10 protein-coding genes are annotated in these 16,610 nt (G+C 65.9%); 7 read left to right on the forward strand and 3 right to left on the reverse strand.

From position 1 onward, the window contains the following. Positions 1 to 114 precede the first annotated feature (114 nt). Entirely contained in the window at positions 115 to 2,166 is a 2,052-nt protein-coding gene (locus FJY73_07435) for an alkaline phosphatase family protein (GenBank protein ID MBM3320492.1), read from the forward strand. A gap of 13 nt (positions 2,167 to 2,179) precedes the next feature. On the opposite strand, the gene FJY73_07440 is transcribed toward FJY73_07435, so the two are convergent. After that, complete coding sequence (locus FJY73_07440; GenBank protein MBM3320493.1) at positions 2,180 to 3,550, reverse strand: sulfatase; 1,371 nt, start codon at positions 3,548 to 3,550, stop codon at positions 2,180 to 2,182. Between the two features lie 439 nt (positions 3,551 to 3,989). Between FJY73_07440 and FJY73_07445 the strand changes: the two genes are divergently transcribed. The 4 genes from FJY73_07445 to FJY73_07460 all read left to right on the forward strand — a co-directional run bounded on the left by FJY73_07445 (position 3,990) and on the right by FJY73_07460 (position 9,378). Then, positions 3,990 to 5,264 carry a glycosyltransferase family 39 protein gene (locus tag FJY73_07445; GenBank protein MBM3320494.1) on the forward strand — a complete coding sequence of 425 codons (1,275 nt, stop codon included), beginning with the start codon at positions 3,990 to 3,992 and terminating at the stop codon, positions 5,262 to 5,264. Between the two features lie 407 nt (positions 5,265 to 5,671). After that, a complete protein-coding gene (locus tag FJY73_07450) occupies positions 5,672 to 6,949 on the forward strand; it encodes a 2-hydroxyacyl-CoA dehydratase (protein ID MBM3320495.1) in 1,278 nt (425 codons plus the stop codon). A gap of 21 nt (positions 6,950 to 6,970) precedes the next feature. Continuing rightward, entirely contained in the window at positions 6,971 to 7,780 is an 810-nt protein-coding gene (locus FJY73_07455) for a 3-hydroxyacyl-ACP dehydratase (protein ID MBM3320496.1), read from the forward strand. 518 nt (positions 7,781 to 8,298) lie between these two features. Further along, positions 8,299 to 9,378 carry a hypothetical protein gene (locus tag FJY73_07460; GenBank protein ID MBM3320497.1) on the forward strand — a complete coding sequence of 360 codons (1,080 nt, stop codon included), beginning with the start codon at positions 8,299 to 8,301 and terminating at the stop codon, positions 9,376 to 9,378. 370 nt (positions 9,379 to 9,748) lie between these two features. On the opposite strand, the gene FJY73_07465 is transcribed toward FJY73_07460, so the two are convergent. Next, complete coding sequence (locus FJY73_07465; protein MBM3320498.1) at positions 9,749 to 11,671, reverse strand: sulfatase-like hydrolase/transferase; 1,923 nt, start codon at positions 11,669 to 11,671, stop codon at positions 9,749 to 9,751. Between the two features lie 686 nt (positions 11,672 to 12,357). Here FJY73_07465 and FJY73_07470 point away from each other — a divergent pair. Next, positions 12,358 to 14,415, forward strand: coding sequence for a TonB-dependent receptor (locus tag FJY73_07470; GenBank protein MBM3320499.1), 2,058 nt, complete (start codon positions 12,358 to 12,360; stop codon positions 14,413 to 14,415). Here the strand turns inward: FJY73_07470 and FJY73_07475 are convergent. Continuing rightward, positions 14,412 to 15,731 carry a metallophosphoesterase family protein gene (locus FJY73_07475; protein MBM3320500.1) on the reverse strand — a complete coding sequence of 440 codons (1,320 nt, stop codon included), beginning with the start codon at positions 15,729 to 15,731 and terminating at the stop codon, positions 14,412 to 14,414. The genes FJY73_07470 and FJY73_07475 overlap by 4 nt on opposite strands. Positions 15,732 to 16,132: 401 nt before the next feature. On the opposite strand from FJY73_07475, the gene FJY73_07480 reads away from it, so the two are divergent. Beyond that, entirely contained in the window at positions 16,133 to 16,600 is a 468-nt protein-coding gene (locus FJY73_07480; GenBank protein MBM3320501.1) for a DUF3015 family protein, read from the forward strand. The last annotated feature ends 10 nt before the right edge of the window (positions 16,601 to 16,610 follow it).

The following is a 16,610-nucleotide window of genomic DNA, read 5'->3' on the forward strand; positions in this document are numbered from 1 at the left end:
GTCTTTCTTATGTTATGGTGAGGCTCGGCCGGCCGAACCTTGGACGGGAAGGCCGAGAGAACCGGCGGACCCCGGATCGCGCGACAACCCGAACCTATTATCAGGTAACGCGTTATGCAAGACGACCACCGAGACCGATCGATCGATGCCGCCGCGAAACGGGTCGTGACCCGCCGCGGCTTCATGAAGGGGGTGGCCGGCGGGATCGCCGCCGCGAGCCTCGGGTTCCCGCTCGCCTCCTGCGCCTCCACGAAGTCCGCGACCAGCCGGAGGGTGATCGTCCTCGGCCTCGACGGGCTCGACCCGACCCTCATGCAGCGGCTCATCGACACCGGGCGCGCACCGAACTTCAAGAAGCTCCAAGAGACAGGAACGTACAGTCGGCTCGGCACCACGATGCCGGCCCTCTCGCCGGTCGCTTGGTCGAGCTTCATCACCGGGCTCAACCCGGGCGGGCACGGGATCGCGGATTTCATCGCGCGCGACCCGAAGACTTACATGCCGGTCTTCTCGATCTACGTCGCCGAGGATCCGGGGCGGATCCTCTCGCTCGGCGACTTCCGTCTCCCGCTCTCCGGAGGCGACGTGAAGAACCTCCGCAAGGGGAAGCCGTTCTGGGCGTACCTCACCGAGCAGGGAATCCCCGCGGTCGTCGTCCGCATCCCGACCAACTTCCCCGTCGACGAGACAGCGACCCGCGCGGTGAGCGGAATGGGAACGCCGGACCTCGTCGACTCGTACGGGATGTTCAACTACTACACGACCGACACGTTCGAGGACTACCCGAACATTTCAGGCGGCAACGTCCACTACCTCGAGAAAAAGAACCACCGCGTCGACGCGTTCCTCCCCGGCCCCGTGAACGCGATGCGCGCGCCGAAGGAGACGCGGCGCGACAAGTTCGCGAACCACGCGAAGGTCCCCTTCACCGTTCACGTCGATCCCGAGCGCGATCTCGTCCGCATCGACATCCAGAATCGGAGGGTCCTCCTCAAGAAGGGTGAGTACAGCGATTGGGTGCGCGTCACCTACGACATGCTCCCCGTCTTGAGCAGCGTGAGCGGGATCGCGCGATTCCTCCTCAAGGAAGCGCACCCGCACCTCAAGCTCTACGTCACGCCGATCAACATCGACCCGGAGAACCAGGCGATGCCGGTGACGCACCCGATAAGCTACGGCTCCGACCTCGCCCGCGCGACCGGGCCTTTCTGGACGAAGGGGCTCCCCGCCGACACGAAGGCGTTCGACTACCGGATCATCAACGACGAGGAGTACGTCGGACAGGCGGAGCTCCTTCTCAAGGAGCAGATCGCGCAGTTCGACTACGAATGGTCGCGCTTCCGCTCGGGATTCCTGTTCTATTACATCTCGAACACCGACCAGGACGCGCACATGCTCTGGCGGAACATGGACGAGACGCATCCGATGCACGGTGCGAGCGACAAGCGCTTCGCCGGCTACATCCCGCATCTCTACGAGGAGATGGACAAGCTCGTCGGCAAGGTTCTCCCCGCTCTCGACGAGAACACGCTCCTCCTCGTCTCGTCGGACCACGGCTTCGCGCCGTTCGGCCGCCAGTTCCACTTGAACTCTTGGCTCCGCGACAACGGCTATCTCAAGCTGAAGCCGGACGCGGAAAGGGCGCGCGAGTCGACCATCCTCGACGTCGATTGGAAGGAGACGCTCCTCTACGGCGTCGGCTTCAACGGTCTCTACGTGAACCGGAAGGGGCGCGAGGGAGAGGGATTCGTCGACGACGCGAAGGCGGCCGAGATCGTCGCGCGCGTCTCTCGCGAGCTCGAGGCGATCACCGATCCAGAGACCGGGATCCGCCCGATCCACAAGGTGTACCGCCGCGAGGAAATGTATAGCGGAGACGAGACCCCGATGATGCCCGAGATGCTCGTGGGCTACACGCCCGGATACCGTTCGTCGTCGCCGTCGGTCCTCGGCGAAACCGGCAAGGCGATTCTCGACCTGAACCCGTGGGCTTGGAGCGGCGACCACTCGATGGCGCGCGACCTCATCCCAGGGTCGCTCGTCTCGAACCGAGCGCTCCCGGGGCGCGACCCGAACATCCTGGATCTTCCGGTGACGATCCTCGACTTCTTCGGGATCGCGAAGCCGCCGCAGATGGTCGGCAAGAGCCTCCTCCGAAACGCGTGACCGTCGCGATCGTTTACTGCACGTAGCCGAGCGAGCGGAGCTGCTCGAGCGTCTCCGCCCCGACCGCCGCCGAGTCGCCCCCTTCGAAGGAGAAGAGCTCAACCTTCTCCTCCCACGAGCGAAGATGCCGGAGCAACACGTCGGTCCGGTCCGGCTCATCGCCCGCGATATCCTTGAGCTCCAAAGGATCTTCCATCAAGTTATAGAGCCTCGTCGTGTGGAGATCCTTGCTGAGGATCATGCGGTACCCGCCGAGCGCGACCGCCCGCTGCTCCCCGAGAAGCGGCGACTCGCTGAAGGCGATGTAAGGAGGCCGGCCCTCCCCGCGGATGAGGGGGACCAGGCTCTCCCCTTGCACATGCGGAGGAAGAGGCGCCCCCGCGAGATCGAGAAGGGTCGGCATGAGATCGATCGTCTCGACGAACTGCTCGACTCGCCCCGCCGATGCTTCGCCGGGGAGACGAATGAGAAGCGGCACCCGGGTCACCGTCGTGTGGAGCTTCTCGTGGAGGACCGATCCGTGCTCCTGGAACTCCTCGCCGTGGTCGGAGAAGAGGACGACCGTCGCCCGCTTGTCGAGGCCGGTCTCTCGAAGAACATCGAGAAACTCCCCGACCCAGGCGTCCACGTAGTGAATGCCACCGTCGTAGAGCGCCTTCGCGTACTCGAGGTCGGCCTCGGCGAGCGGCCGCGGCGTCCCCGCGTGAAACGACTCGCGCACCGCCTCCATCGCCTCCGCGGTCGCCTCGAACCCTTCGGTCGGCGCCGCGAGCCCCTTCAAGAAGAGGCTCCGGTGCGGCTCCGGCGGATCGTAAGGAGTATGAACATCATAGGTGTGAATCAAAAGGAGGAAGTTGCCGGGCGCGTTCTTCCTCATCCAGTCGAGCGCCTTCGGACCGACCGCCGCGAGCCCCCCGCCCTGGTTGTTGTCGTAGAGCGCGAAGCCCTGCTCGAAGCCGAATCCCGGGCTCAGGTACGCGCCGTCGACGAACGCGGCGGTCGCGTAGCCGCGCTCGGCGAGAGCCTCGGCGAGCGTGGTCGCCTCGTCAACGAGGCGGCTCCCCTCGTCGATCATGCGGTGGCTGCTCGGGTAGATGCCGGTGAAGATCGACGCCTGCGACGGGGCGGTCGTCGGCGCCTGGCTGAACGCCCACTCGAAAACAACCGACTCCGATGCCAGGCGATCGATGTTCGGGCTCGTCGGGCGGGAGTACCCGTACGCTCCGAGATGGTCCGCGCGCAGCGTCCCGATGTCGAGAAGGATGATCGGGTGCGGACCGGTGGGGATGGACGCCGTCTTTCCGGCTTCCCCGCCTCCTCCGCAGCCGGAAGAGAAGACCAACGATGCCGCGAGAAGCGAAGCGAGGATGAGCGGGTTCCTCATCGTATGTCCTCCTTGTCGCGAGGAGAGAAGAGCCGTCCGCGGCCGTTTCGGACCGAGCGCACCGCCTTTCGCCACGAACGGGGAGACCATAGCACGGATGAGCCTCGTTGAGAACCGCGCACGTCCGTGCGGAATCCGACGATCGGCCTTGCCGCGCCCGTCGGGCGCAACTAGACTGAATCCGTCGGAAGTGTGCTCCTTCCGCAACCGCCGGGGCACGGGGCAAGGGGGTGAGCCGGCGAGTTCCGCAGCGCACCGGGCCCTGCCGATCCGGCCACATGCCGTGGGCTCGGTGCGCGAGGACTGTCTGAGCCGGCACCCCCTTGCCCCGCGCCCCGGCCGAAAGAACACCGGTCGAGTTCCTGTCGGACGAAGGCTAGACTGAACACCCAGAGGCAACGAGCGGTCCGGGGCCGATTCGGCGAGGCTGCGCGATCCCATGCGGCGAACGATCGTTCTTCTCTTTCTCGTCGCTTTCGCTCTTCGGATGGGAGCGGTGCTCGCGATCGGCGAGTACAAGCGCCCGAACACGTGGGAATCCGGTCTCGTCGCCGACGCGCTCCTCGAGGGGAAAGGGTTCGCCCTCGATTGGCGAACAATGCTCGGGAAGCCTCCTGAGCCGGACGCCGCCTCGACCTGGTGGTCGCCCGCATATCCCCTCCTCCTCGCGGCGTGCCGGATCGTCGCGCCGGGCGCGCCCTACCTTCTGGTCAGCATCGTCCAGGCCCTCCTCCTCGCGGCGGTTCCCGTATTGATCTTTCATATGGGAAGGAGCTTGTTCGACGAAAGGGCGGCTTGGATCGCGGCGCTCCTCGCGGCCGTCCACCCGCCCCTCCTCGGCTACGCGGCCCTCATGCAGACGGCGGCGCTCGAGATCTTCGCGCTCACCCTCTCTCTCGCTCTGGCGACTCGGGTCTTGCGCGAGACTCCCGCGATCGGCGAGGCGGCCGGCTCTCCCTCGCGGGGCGGGCGGGACGCGTTCCTTGCGGGGCTCTTCCTCGCCCTCGCCTCTCTCACGCGGGGCCCCGCCCTCGCCCTCCTCATCCTCGCCCCGATCGCGTGGCTCGCGGCAGGGATTCCCGCGCGCCGCGCGCTCGCCCTTTCGGGGTTTCTCTTCCTCGGCGCCCTTCTTCTCATCGGACCGTGGACCGCGCGGAACTACCGCGTCCGGGGGGAGTTCGTCCTCATCTCGTCCAAAGGAGGCTGGAACCTCTTTCGCGGGAACAACCCGTCGAACACCCCCTTCGCCCCCTTCGACAACAAGCGAGCGATCCAGCCGGACCTCCGGTCGAAGCTCATGGAGATGAACGAGGTCGAGGGAGACCGCGCTCTTCGCCGGCTCGCGCTCGACTACATTCGCGCCCAACCCGAGGATGCTTTTCGGAACATGCTCGGGCGCGTGAAGCAGCTCGTCTGGTTCAACGAGGAGTTCGGTCGAAGCAGCGGGTACGCGAGCCTTCTCCGGAGGATCACCCGCCCGGTGTACATGACCGCCTGGCCCCTCCTGCTCGCTTTCGGAGCGCTCGGGATCGCGTGGACCCGGAGATCGTGGCGGCGGCTCCTCATCTACTACGGGACGATCGCGACGATCGCCGGGGTGATCCTTCTCACCTACTTCGAAAACCGATACCGCGCTCCCCTGGAGCCGATCCTGATCCTCTTCGCGGGGGCGGCCCTCGCGCGGATCACTGGGCGTTTCTCCGCCGGACGGTGAACGTCCCTCGCGCGCGCGGCCGTTCCCCCTCACCTTCTCTCGCGCCCTCTTCCGCGAAACGGCTCGATGTGATATCCTCTCCCTTGTTCCGCCCCCCGAGCTCCAGCCGCGGCCGCTCGCGGGGGCGCTTCTGTGTAAGGATCTGCGTAAGGAGGTGAAACGGATGTCGGCAGCTGTTCGCGTCGTTTTGCTCGTCTGAGGGACGGCCGCCGGGCGCGGGTTCGCGCCCACGGCAGAAAGCCCCGCGGAGCGCGGAACGGCGGGGACCTGCGGCGGATGTCCCTCCCCTCTCGGGCAAGGAAATCGCTTCGTCTAGGTCTCCCTCTACCGTTCCCCGGCCCCGCGAACGACTCGTTTCGTGCCCCCTGTCGGCTCGTGCGCGCAGCGGGGAGAAGGGAGACCGCACCGTGTCCGAAAACGACTACACCGACATGTGGACGAACCTCGGGATCGATCTCGAGGCTCACGATCGGCTCATGAAGACCCTCGGGCAGTTCTATGGAGACATCTACCTTTCACAGACGAACCGTCCCGAAGGGATGAAGTACTTGGATTTTGTCCTCTCCGAAATCCACGGCCTTCGCATCCGAGAGCTTCTTGAAGCGAAGAACGAGGGACGCAAGATCGTGGGGACGTTCTGCCTCTACGTCCCCGAGGAGATCGTGCTCGCGGCCGACGGAGTGTGCATCGGGCTATGCGCGGGCGCGGAGGTCGGGACGGAGCAGGCGGAGCAAATCCTCCCGAGGAACACCTGCGCGCTCATCAAGTCCTTCTTCGGGTTCAAGCTCGCCCGGCTCTGCCCGTACACGGAAAGCTGCGACCTCGTGATCGGCGAAACGACCTGCGACGGGAAGACGAAAGCGTACGAGCTGTTCGCCGAGCTGGCCGACGTCTTCGTCATCGAGGTGCCGAACACCAAGGGAGACGCGGGGCGTTCTCTCTGGAGGAGCGAGATCGGCCGGCTGAAGAACAAGATCGAGGAGCTGAGCGGGAGAACGATCACCGCGGACGGTCTTCGCGCGGCGATTGAAACCGTGAACGCCAAGAGGCGCGCCCTCGCTCGCCTGAACGCGCTCCGTGAGACCGTTCCGGCGCCGATTTCCGGAAGGGACGCGCTCCTCATCAACCAGGTCCAGTTCTACGACGATCCCGTCCGCTTCACGGCAAAGCTGAACGAGCTGTGCGACGAGCTCGACGACCGCGTGCAGAGAGGGATCGGGGTCGCGCCGGCGGAGGCTCCTCGCATCCTCGTCTCCGGGTGCCCGATGGCCGCCCCGAACTGGAAGGTCCCCTACATCATCGAGAAGAACGGCGCGGTGATCGTCGGCGAGGAATCGTGCGTCGGGGAGCGCGGCACCCGGAATCTCGTCCCCGAGACCGGGAGGTCGGTGGACGAAATGCTTGACCAGATTGCCGAGCGCTACTTTCGGATCGATTGCGCCGTCTTCACGCCGAATGAAGACCGCATGGGACATGTGCGCGAGATGTCGGAGAGATACGGAGCGAACGGGGTCGTGCACTACGCCCTCCAGTTCTGCACGCCCTACGCGATGGAGGCCGGCAAGGTGGAGCGCGCCCTCAAGGCGGACGGGGTGCCCATGCTTCGGATCGAAACCGACTACGGCATGGAGGACTTCGCCCAGATCGAGACGCGCGTTCAGGCGTTCCTAGAGATTCTCCGGTAGCGAAAGCGGGGAGGACAGGCGATGAGAACCGCAGGGCTCGATATCGGATCGCGGAGCGTCGAGCTCGTCGTCGTAGAGGCCAGGAGCGGAGCGGTGGTCTCGGCCCAAGAGGTCGAGACCACCCCCGCCCTTCGGGAGGATTGCCGGCGGCTCCTCGCCGAAGCCTCGTACGACCGGCTCCTCGTCACCGGATACGGGAGGAACCTTGCGGAGATCGCATTCGACGCCCCGAGCGTCACGGAGATCAAGGCATACGCCCGCGGCGCCCGAGCGGTTCTCGATGAGTGCCGAGTCGTGCTCGACATCGGAGGCCAGGACACGAAGGCGATCGCGCTCGACGGGGAGGGCCGCGTCGATCGTTTCGAGATGAACGATCGATGCGCCGCGGGCGCCGGGCGCTTTCTGGAGATGATGGCCTCCGCCCTCGGGTGCTCGATCGAGGAGTTCGGCGAGGAAGGGCTTCGCGGCGAGAACGGAATTCATCTCTCCACCATGTGCGCGGTCTTCGCCGAGTCGGAGGTGGTGGGGCTCATCACGCGGGGCGCGCGCCGACCGGACATTGCTCGCGCCGTCCACCGCGCGATCATCCGGCGAACCGTGGCCATGCTGAGTAGGGTCTCGCGAGAAGGACCGCTCGTCTTCGCGGGAGGGGCGGCGCGGAATCGGTGCCTCGTCCTTCTCCTCGAAGAAGAGATCGGAGGGAGGGTCTTCGTTCCGGAGAGACCAGAGATGCTGGGGGCTCTCGGGGCCGCCCTCCTCGCCGCGGAAGCGATCCCCGCCGGGCCGCGGTCGGATCGCGGGCGGGAGAGGCGACGCCCGCCCCTCGCTTGAACGGGGGGACCGCACCGGGACGCGGGCCCGTCTGCGTGCGCGACGGCCGAGGTAGAGCGAGAGGACGATCCCCCAACTTCAATCGAAACAACGAATTGCCGAGGGCGGCGCTCGGGGTGGGCGGCCCGCCCCTCTCTGAGGGCGCGTCAGGGCGCTTCAACCTATTGGCTGGAAATATGTTACGCCAGCACACCCTCGGCCGGTCGCTCGGGAACGACAGAGAGAGGCGGGTGGCCGAGACGAGCCGCACTGGCCGATCTTCGAGCGGTTTTGTGATTTACTCTCAAGCCGTGCATATGATATACTGCCCTCGTCAAAAAAGAGCATTGCCCCCCCCAAGGCAACGTGTTGTGGAACCGGTGAATCGCGAGAAAGCGACACCTTGAGTTCTGACGACATGGCGGGCGGCTGTCCCACGACCGCCAGAAAGGAGGGCCGACCCGACCAGACAGCCTACGGCAATCCAGAGATGGAAGTGGTGACGTAGTTCTTTCTGTCTGCATGAGGAGTAACCGAGCATGAAGTACATTGTGTTGGCTCTCTTGTTTGTGGCGAGCTTCGCCTCGGCCGACAACGCCCTCACCCCGACGAACGTGTTCGACGGCGTGAAGGAGTCGGTCCCCGGCCAGAACCCGTTCAATCTGCGCCAGGGCGGCGAGACGATCGCGCTCGCGACCGTGATTCCGGGACTTCCCTACACCGACGTCGGGACGACCTCCGGATACATCGATAACTACAACGAGGTGTGTCCGTACACGCTGACCGGCGGCCGGGACGTGGTCTATAAGTTCACCCCGACCACGACCATGCAGATCACGATCGATCTTTGCGATTCGTATTACGACACGAAGGTCTACGTGTACCGGAACAGCCATACCCCTGGAGCCCCCTGGGCCTGCAACGACGACGCCTGCAGCGGACCGAACTACCCGTACGCGTACCTCTCCTACTTGGAGTGCGTGCAGGTTTACGCGGGGGATACGTACTACATCGTGGTCGACGGCTACAGCAGCTCCGACTATGGGACGTACGTGCTGAAGGTCAGGCAGTGCGTGCCGTGCGAGACCCCGTGCCCGCCCGGCGGGATCGCCGAGGGCGAGCCGACTTGCTATCCTGGCTACCAGGATCCGTACAACGGCGGCTGCAACTCGACCCCGAACGTCTTCCAGACGGTTTTGTGCCCGAGCAACCCGGTCGTGTACTGCGGCGAGACCGGCAACTGGCTCGACTACTACTACTACCGGGACACCGATTGGTATGAGATCGTGATCCCGGGACCGGATCCCAAGTTCGTCACCGCGACCGTGGAAGCCGAGTTCGGCGTGCTCATGTTCCTCATCGCGGCGGGGCCCGAGCCGACGCCGTGCACCAACTACTCGATTCTCACCAACGGCACGGCGAACAAGTGCGTGCCTCTGTCGCTGTCCTGGAACTTCAACCCGGGCAAGTACTGGATCTGGGTCGGTCCGTCGTCCTTCTACGCCGGAATTCCGTGCTCCGGACCGATGAACCGGTACACGCTTGAGATCGACGGCTACTGCGACGTGACCGCCATCGAGAACAGCTCGTGGGGGAACGTGAAGACGTTGTTCCGGTAGTCGAACCTGCTTTGTGTTCTTTGAGGGCGGGCGTCCCACGGGCGCCCGCTCTCTCTTTCGCCTGGAGGTTGCGCGCGTTTTCTGCTGCGAACGCGGATGGCGGCCTCCGAGGCCTCCCTTCCGTCGCCGCTTCCTCACCGTAGCTCCAGGGCTACGCTTCCGGGAGCGGCTCGTCCAGGTCGGCCTCTCGGCACGCCCTCCGCCCCCTCGCGACGAAAACGCGCGCAACCTCCAGGCTTCCTCGGAACGCCCAAACCTGCGAACGCGGATCTCCCTTCGCGCTTCCGCGCTCCGGGAGCTTCCTCGGCGACCCGTCCCTCCGGGACGGGTGCCCGCCTCGGTCGCGCGACAAGACGCCTCCGAGGCCTCCCTACGAGCGCGTCTTCGTTTTCGCCGATCGAGGTTTGTAGGAAGGGAGCATCCTGCGGGCGGGCTCGAAGTTCGGGTCGCTGTCGAGCGCGGCTTGCAGCGAGCGGATGTGCTTCTCCTCCTCCCCCTTGCTCTTCAGCGCGAGCGCTTTCCCGTAGTGGGCGTGCGGAAGGTCGGGCCGATGCGCGAGCGCCTTATCGTAGAAGCGGATCGCCCCGTCCGGGTCGCCGGCGCTGAGGCGCGTGTTCCCCAAGTTCACGTAAGCGGGGGCGTAGGTCGAGTCGCTCGTCAGCGCCTGGAGGAAGCACGTGAGCGCGCCGTCGGTCGCGGCGCCCGCCCTTCGCAGAATGACGTTGCCGAGGTTGTTCCACGTGGGCGCATGCTTCGCGTCGACGGAGAGAAGTCTGCGAAGATACTTCTCCTCTTCGTCGAAGTTTCGGTCCCTTCGGTGCCAGGAGGCGAGGGACTCCAGCACGAGGATGTTCTCCGGATCGACGGCGATCGCCTGCTCGAAGAGCGCCTTCGCCTCCGCGAGCTTCCCTTCCTTCTCGAGCGCTTCACCCTTCAAGAGCATCTCGTGCGCCGGATAGCGTTCCGGCGGATGGGGAAGGTTCTCGTCCTCGGTGATCGGGAAGCTCGGCGCGACGTAACCGAGCGCCTCGAGCATCGCGCGCTGCTCGGCGGAAAGCGCCCCTTCGGCTTCCCCCATCTCCAGCTCCCGATGCCGGCCGCGCGTCTCCTGGAGCAAGACCGCGAGACGCGCGACCGCGTCCGGGTTCTCGCGGGAGACGTCGCGAGACTCTCCCGGATCCGAAGCGAGATCGTAGAGCTCGTCCTTCGAGCCGCGCACGAGCTTCCAGTCCCCCTCGCGGACCGCGTAGAGCGGCGCCCAACGATAGGAGACGTTTCCGAAAAAGCTCTCCGCGTATTGCGGACGCTCGGGATGTTCTCCCGGCTCGCCGAGAAGCGGGAGAAGGTTTCGCCCTTGTCGAGAGGGATCCGGCTCCAGCGCGAGAAGGTCGGCCAGAGTCGGGAGAAGATCGACCGTCTCGACCCCCTCCTCGATCAGCTGACCCGAGGGGCCCCCTGGGAATGACAAGATCCACGGCGCCGAAACGGTCGTCTCGTAGAGAAGAAAGCCGTGCTCGGTCTCGCCGTGATCGCCGAGACCTTCTCCGTGATCGCCGACCACGACGACGATCGTTCGGGCGAGGCTCCCCTCCTCTTCGATCGCGTGCAACACGCGCCCGAGCTGGCGATCGGCGAACGCGACCTCGCCGGAGTACGCATCCCCGCCCGCGACCTCTTGGTACGGGGCCGGAGGGTTCAGAGGGCGGTGCGGATCGTAGAAGTGCACCCACGCGAAGAAGGGACGCGATCGGTTTCTCTTCGCGAACCAACGAGAGAACGAATCCACGACGAAGTTCCCCTTCCGCTCCGGCTGCTCCCGCTCGTGGAGATCGGTCTCCGTCTTCTCCCAAACGTCGTCGTAGAGGTCGAACCCCTGGTGCAAGCCGTTCGCGCGCGAGAGCACCTGGCTCGCGAGGAACGCCGCGGTCTCGTAGCGCTTCGCGCGGAGAAGCTCGGCGAGCGTGGTCGCCTCCTCGGGAAGCCTGCGCCCGTTCACGCGGAGGCCGTGGGAGGCCGGATGGAGGCCGGTCATCATGGTCGCGTGCGAAGGCGCGGTGAGCGGGACGGAGACCTGCGCCCGCGTGAAGAGGACACCGGAGGCGGCGAGCTGATCCATGTGCGGTGTGAGCGGTCCCGGCTTTCCGTAGCAGCCGACCGCGTCGCGGCGAAGCGTGTCCATCGTCACGAGCAAGAGGTTCGGGCGCTCGACATCATCGACCGCCGGCGCGCACGCGAGGACGAGGAGAAGCGCGGGAAGGAACCGAACGATCCGCATGCTTCGATTGTACGGCAAGAAACGGTGACAGCCACCTTCTTCCTCAATGGTGTCTGTCACCATTAGAACGGCCCCGCCTCGAAAGACGGGGCCGTCATCAAGCTCGTTTCGGTGGCGGTGGGTTCCCCCGTTCGCGGGGCGACCCTCTAGCCTGGATTATGCACGCGTTTTCGTCGCGAGGACGCGAAGCGCGTGCCGAGAGGCCGACCTAGACGAGCCGCTCCCGGAATCGTAGTCTCGGCACTACGATGAGGAAGCGGCGACGGAAGGGAGGCCTCCTAGGCCGCGATCCGCGGCCGCAGCAGGAAACGCGTGCATAATCCAGGCTAGGCCACGCTCGTGGAAGGCACCCCTACGGGGCCGCCACCTCCACTAAGCCGCATCGGTCACTATTCACCGGACCACCTCCTCTCCGGGCGCGAAGCGATCGGCGAGTCCCACCTCGCCCGGCGCCTGGCCCGCCCGAGGGCGACGCGCCGCCGCGGCGATGCCGCAGGTTGCCCACGCGGTGATTATACCGCGACCGGTTACGGTCGTCCACACCAACGTCGGCGGAGCGGCTCGAAGGGCGAGCGTTTCGAGATGAGTCGACCGGCGCGCGCTGTGACGTGCGCCCCGGAAGGCTTGATGATAGGATGCGTCGGAACCGACCGAGGAGAGCGTTTGACACACAATCCTCGGCGTCCCCACCGGAAGGAAGTGCGATGACGTTCCGTGCCTTCGCCGTCCGGCTTTCGCTCCGAGCGATCGCCCTCTTCGTCGCGCTTTCGTGGGCCGTCCGCGTGTCCGGAGAGTCGCCGCAACAAGAGGAGGCGGGCGGGAATCTCGACACGCTCGACGCGGACAAGGTCCTTTCCCCTTTCCCGGTCATCGGCGAGCGAATCGGGCGGAGCGCCGGTCCCGGGCGGGTCCGAATCGACGGCCCGGCCTTCGAGGCGCGGGACGCGATGTCAGCGGAAGAGATCGGCCCCCTCCTACCGTCGACCAAGGTGAACTTCAACTCGCGCGGCGAGGCGCTCTTCATGATCCGGGGCGCTTCCGAAAGGCATGCCGGCGTCTTCCTCGACGGCATCCCGCTCGTCATTCCGTGGGACGAACGGGCCGATCTCTCGATGATCCCTCTCGAAGCGATCGCGGGAGCCCGCGCGACGCGAGGCGTGGAGAGCGCTCTCGACGGGCCGAACATCTTGGCCGGCTCCGTTCGCCTCGAACCGTTCGAGTTGACACGGACCGGCTATCGAACACGCCTCTCGGTTCGAGCCGGCGAGGCGGGGGCGCTCTCGGTGCAAGGCTCTCACGCGGCGCGACAGGGTCCCTGGCACGGGCTCCTCGCCGTCGCTCGGCGGGAGCGGGCGGCGTTCTTGGTCCCGGCCGGCTACGATCCTCCCTACCATCAGAACGAGACGCGCGCGCGCATGAACAGCGATCTCGAGCAGCTCTCGGGTCTTCTTCGCGGCGGCCTCGACCTTCCGGGGGGCGGCAGGGTTCGACTCCTTCTTCTCGCGTCGGACGGATCGAAGGGGGTCCCGCCCGAGACCCACACCGAGGACGCGCGGTTCTGGCGCGAGCCGCTCGTTCGAAGGCTGTCGATCGGCGCCTCCGCGATGCTTCCCTTCGGCCGAAGCCGGGAGTGGACGATCGAGGCGTCCGGTTCGTCCGACTTTCTAAGGCAGGAGATCCGCTCCTTCGATGACGCCTCGTACACGACCCCCGCGCTCGCGCTGGGGACCTCGTACGAAACCGGAAGGAACCGTTCCGAACAGGGGGCGGCGCGGCTTCTCCGGCGCAAGGAGGACGGCATTTCGTTCGCACTTCAAGGAATGTTTCGCCGCGCGCGCCGCGAGGAGACCCTCGAGGTGGACGGCCCGGTGGACCGGTACGCGCAGAACCTCGGATCGGCCGCCGGGGAGATCGCCGTGCCGCGCGGGATGTGGTCGCTTCGGATCGGCGGGGGCTACGAGGCGGCCTCGACCCCGGAGACCGGCGACAAACCTGCGCGCGGAACGAGCGAGGCGCCGGTTCTTCACGCGCGGCTGGAGCGGACGATCGGTGGAAAGGCTCTTCTCTACGCCTCCGCGTCGCGAAGGAGCCGCTTCCCCTCGCTCCGGGAACTCTTCTCCGGAGCGCTCGGCCGCTTCGTTCCGAACCCCGATCTCGGCCCCGAGCGGCAGGATCTCTGGGAATCGGGCTTCTCCTCGAGGGGAGATCGGTTCGACGCGACGCTCGCCTTCTTCGAGAGCCGCCTCCAGGACGGGATTGAGCGGGTCGTTCTTCCCGGCGGAGAAGGCCTCTTTCAACGGGTCAACGTGACCGAGATCCGCGCGCGCGGCGCGGAAGCGGTCCTCACCCTCCGGCCATTCGCGGGAGCGGCCCTTTCGGCGGACCATCTCATCCTTCATGTACGAAGTAAAGAGGACGGCGTGTTCCGCGCGCCGGTCGAGGACCGCCCCGACTATCTCTCCACGATCGCCTTCTCGATCGACCGGGCCTCCGGACTTGGCTTCTCCTTGGAGACGATCGCGGTGGGGCCGCGCTGGAGCGCCGACGCCGCCGACGCAATCGACGGAAGAACGCGCCTCGGCGCGAACGCGCGATGGAACCTGCGGGCGTCCTATCGGAGGTTCCGCACCCCTCCGTCCCGAGGAGACGCGGAGATCTTTCTTCGAGTCGACAATCTCTTCGACCGGCGAGTCGAAGCAGAGGTCGGACTCCCGGAGGCGGGAAGGATCCTCTCCGGCGGGATCAAGCTCGGGTTCGGCTAGTTCAACCTCTCCGGAACGCCGGACGGGGTTCGATCGACGAGCCGGCTTCCCGACGCCCCTCGCTTCACGAGATCGAACGCGTCGTAGAGCGCGCCGGTCGCGTCGTACGCCTCGAAGCGAAGCGTGTCCTGATCCACGGAGAGGACTTGGTAGAGCTGCGTGTTCTCCGCGGCGCGGTCCATCCACCGCTCGGAAGTCAGATCGTACATCTTGGGTCCGCTCACCGAGACGACGTACATCGGACCTTCGGCCGCTTCCTCGCTTCCGGGGAGGTTCTTCCCCCGCGCGTAGACATGATCATGCCCTTGGAGAACGAGATCCACGCCGTATCGCTCGAAGAGCGGCTTCCAAAGACGCCTCAGCTCTTCGTTGTCGCGGTCCCGCGCGCCCGAATAGACGGGATGATGAAAGAGGGCGATCGTCCACGGGTTCGGGTTGTCGGCGAGGACTCCTTCGAGCCACGACGCCTGCCGCTCGATCTCCTCGCATGAGTTCAGCACGACGATCCGAACCCCGTCGTGGTCGATGAAGTAGACCGTCTCCTCGAGACCCGGCACCCCGTTCTCGGGAAGCGTGAACTGCGCGCGCCAATGATCATTTAGCTTGTCATCGTTTACATATTCGTGGTTGCCCGCGGCCGGGATCCCGGGAATCGTCGCGTGGATCCATCCTCCCGCGCGGAACCACTCGCCCCAGAGCGCGTCGTCCGCGCCGTCGGTCACGAGATCGCCCGCGTGAAGAACGAAACGCGCATTCGGCGCCGCCGCGAACGCCGCGCGCACGACCCGCGACCACTGGGCGAGGATGTTGTTCTGCGCATCGCCGAGATAGATGAAGGAGAACGGGCGCCTCTCTCCCGCCGCCGTTCGGAACTGGAACCACTCGCTCCAACCCGAGTCGCTCCCCACGCGGTAGGCGTAGAAGCTGTTCGGCGAGAGATCGGTGAACGCGACCGAATGAAAGAGCGCCTCGCCGCTTGCCGTGCGAAGCGTCTCGGTCTTCGCCGGAACCCGCCGAGCCCCCTCGTGGAAGTCGGGCGACGCTCCGGCGCGGGCGATCTCCGCGAAGGCCACGGCGGCATCGGCGCTCGTCCGCCAGGTCACCGCTTGCGTCGTGGCGGGATCTCCCGACCACGTGAGCATGATCCGGTCGGGAAGAGGAGAAGGAGAAGAATCGAGCGCGGCCGACGGTCCGTAGCCCCCGGCGAGGGCCGGGCGTCCCACCGAGAGAACCGCGAACAGAGCGATCCACGCCGAAGCGAGAGCCGCCGGCGATCGACGCAGGCTCGCGGCGTCTCTTTTCACAAGCATCCTCACGATAGTCTCTCCCTTTTTTCTCCGCGCAAGCGGCTTCCGACTCGGGTGCCTTGCGCGCGGTTCCAGAGATGAGCCGTTTCCGTTCGGCCGCGGCTTCGGGAAGAGGATCACCGAGAGGCGGCGTGCTCGTTCACGTCGCATCCGCTCCGCTCCCGCCATGCACGCGGCCGGAATCGCGGTCGATTGTATCGTCTTTCGAGAGAGGATCGATCCGGAAACGACGCCGAGAACCGCGTTTTTTCCCTTGCGGGTCGCCTCGGGCCTCCGCGTATATTCGAGCGGTTCGAGGACCGCGTTCGGCATTCTCCGGGCCATCGGTTCCGGAGCCCGGACGTCCGTGTTTGCGAGGGACGCCGGATCGGCCGGCGCCCGCTTCTTCTGGAAAGAGAGGGGGACAATCGATGAGGAAGATCGGTATTTGGACTGCGGTCGCCTGCTGCGTGCTCGCTGTCGCCGGCGAGTCGTACGCCGGGCGGAGCAACACGGGCTGCGGGATCGGCACGATCATCTTCGAGGGGAAGGAAGGTCTGCTCTCCCAGATATGCGCGGCGACGTTCAACGGTTCCTTCGGGAACCAGACCTTCGGGATCACGTCGGGAACGCTCGAGTGCGAGCGCGCCTCGGCTCTCGTGGCCCACGAGAAGCTGAACAAGTTCGTCGGCGACAACATGGACAACCTGGCGATGGACATCTCTCAGGGGAAGGGCGAGTACCTGGCCACGCTGGCGGTCCTTCTCGACGTGCCGGTCGAGGAGAGGGCCGAGCTGTACAAGCGGCTCCAGGCGAACTTCTCGAGCATCTATCCTTCCGAGGACGTCACCCATATCGATGTTCTCAACAACATCGAGAGCGTGTTGTCGGCGATTTGAGGATCTTGCC

The organism is Candidatus Eisenbacteria bacterium (assembly GCA_016867715.1).
Taxonomy (GTDB): domain Bacteria; phylum Orphanbacterota; class Orphanbacteria; order Orphanbacterales; family Orphanbacteraceae; genus VGIW01.

What these genes read in the sequence shown, in the direction of transcription:
- FJY73_07445 (MBM3320494.1), top strand. Translation starts at nt 3,990, where the DNA reads ATGCGGCGAACGATCGTTCTTCTCTTTCTCGTCGCTTTCGCTCTTCGG.
- FJY73_07470 (MBM3320499.1), top strand. Translation starts at nt 12,358, where the DNA reads ATGACGTTCCGTGCCTTCGCCGTCCGGCTTTCGCTCCGAGCGATCGCC.
- FJY73_07480 (MBM3320501.1), top strand. Translation starts at nt 16,133, where the DNA reads ATGAGGAAGATCGGTATTTGGACTGCGGTCGCCTGCTGCGTGCTCGCT.
- FJY73_07460 (MBM3320497.1), top strand. Translation starts at nt 8,299, where the DNA reads ATGAAGTACATTGTGTTGGCTCTCTTGTTTGTGGCGAGCTTCGCCTCG.
- FJY73_07435 (MBM3320492.1), top strand. Translation starts at nt 115, where the DNA reads ATGCAAGACGACCACCGAGACCGATCGATCGATGCCGCCGCGAAACGG.
- FJY73_07440 (MBM3320493.1), bottom strand. Translation starts at nt 3,550, where the DNA reads ATGAGGAACCCGCTCATCCTCGCTTCGCTTCTCGCGGCATCGTTGGTC.
- FJY73_07455 (MBM3320496.1), top strand. Translation starts at nt 6,971, where the DNA reads ATGAGAACCGCAGGGCTCGATATCGGATCGCGGAGCGTCGAGCTCGTC.